Here is a 1621-nt window from a genome sequence, read left to right on the forward strand (position 1 = left end):
CCGGTCATGTGCCCCAACACCGCCTCCACCGGCCGCCACTGGGACGGCAGCCCCCGCACCACCCGCGCCCGCCGCCCGCTGCGGGTGGCTGCCACCAGCCCCAGCCGCCTGCTGCGCTGCGGGCAGAACGTCTGCTGCCGCCTGTGCGGCAACCGCATCGACGTCTACCTTTGCAGCGATCAGCGGCCCATCGCCCTGCACCCCGACGAACTGGCCACCGCTCAGATCCCCGAGTCCTGCCGCTGGCACCTGAGCTGCGGCATCGCCCACCCCCACGCAGACGGCAGCGCCTGGTGCCGCATCCCGCACACCGTGCTGTGTCCCGGCCGCACCCCACCCGCAATCGTTCAGCTGAGCCCGCACATCGAGGCGGTGCGCCGCCAGCTCGCCGTCCGTTCCCGCCGCCTGGTCGACACCGGCGCCTTCACCCCGCCGGCCCCGCCCGACCCGGCCTGCGAGGAGCAGGCCGCCGACGCCCGCCGTCCCGCCCGGCCCGTGGTGCAACTCCTGCTGGGCCGCTATCTCGCCGACCGGCCGCTGGAGGAGATCCGGTGTGTGGCCCAGACACGCCAGCGCCGCCGCTGCCCCCAGCCCGTGCTCGCTGCTCACACGGCCGCAGGTCGCTGGACCCTGCTGCCCGGCGGCCCGCAGCGCGGCCAGTTGACCCTGCCCGCCACCCTGATGGCCGTCTACGACCTCAGCCGCCTGCCGTACGCGGAACAGCTGCGCTGGCGCACCCAGCGCTGCCCCGCCCACGCCGCAGCCCCCGGCGCCGCCGACCTCGCCCTGGCCGACTGGCAGGTCTTCGACCCCCTCCTGCACGCGGCGCACATCCACACCCGCCTCCCACACGCCGCGCCCAGCCACCAACGGGAGGCCTGACAGTGGCGCACCATGCCCTCGAAGTCACCCTGACGCGACCGCTCACACCGGCCGAACTCCACCACGCCGCCCAGGTGCTGCCGCTCGCGGCCAACCATGACGCCACCCGCCTGATGATCCTCGTGCGCGCCAAGAGCCCCGACCGGGCCGCGCACCGTCTGCGCCACCGTGTTGGGCCACGGCTACCAGTGGACGTGGTCACCACGCACTACCCGGACACCGACGGGCAAATCGCCCTCAACATCGCCTTCCCGCCCACTGCGCATGCCGCCATCTGCGACACCGCCCACCGCGCCGCACAGCCCCCGGAACTCTTCATCCAGCACGCCATCCACCGCGCCCTGGACCGGCACGACCGCGACGAAGCCGCACGCCTCGACCAAGCGATCCAGCAGCTGCTCGCCGACGCGACGCCCGCCCACCTGCTGGCGGCCGTCGGACGTGCCCTCACCCACATCCCCGGAGCCCCGCAGTGAATCCGACCGACGAACAGACCGCCGCGGCCGACGCCTTCCATGCCGGCGAGCACCTGGCTCTGCAGGCCGGCGCGGGCACCGGCAAGACCACCACCCTGGCCTTGCTCGCCCACACCACCCAGCGCCGCGGCCGCTACCTCGCCTACAACCGGGCCATCGCCCAGGACGCCACCAGGCGCTTCCCTGCCAACGTCTGGTGCAAGACCGCCCATGCGCTCGCCTATGCCGCCGTCGGTCACCGCTACACGGGCCGGCTGAACGCG

General features: G+C 74.0%; 3 protein-coding genes. All 3 read left to right on the top strand.

The genetic code is table 11. The features are described 5' to 3' along the window. On the top strand, window positions 1-882 hold an 882-nt coding region (locus tag AC5WS8_RS39090; protein ID WP_496108227.1), incomplete at its 5' end, for a DUF6083 domain-containing protein. Continuing rightward, window positions 879-1358 (top strand): hypothetical protein, encoded by a 480-nt coding sequence (locus AC5WS8_RS39095; protein ID WP_496108229.1) that lies wholly within the window; start codon window positions 879-881, stop codon window positions 1356-1358. The genes AC5WS8_RS39090 and AC5WS8_RS39095, both read left to right, overlap by 4 nt. Beyond that, a partial coding sequence (locus AC5WS8_RS39100; protein WP_496108228.1) for an AAA family ATPase occupies window positions 1355-1621 on the top strand: 267 nt, incomplete at its 3' end. The genes AC5WS8_RS39095 and AC5WS8_RS39100, both read left to right, overlap by 4 nt.

It is taken from the genome of Streptomyces sp. PTL18 (assembly GCF_059510295.1).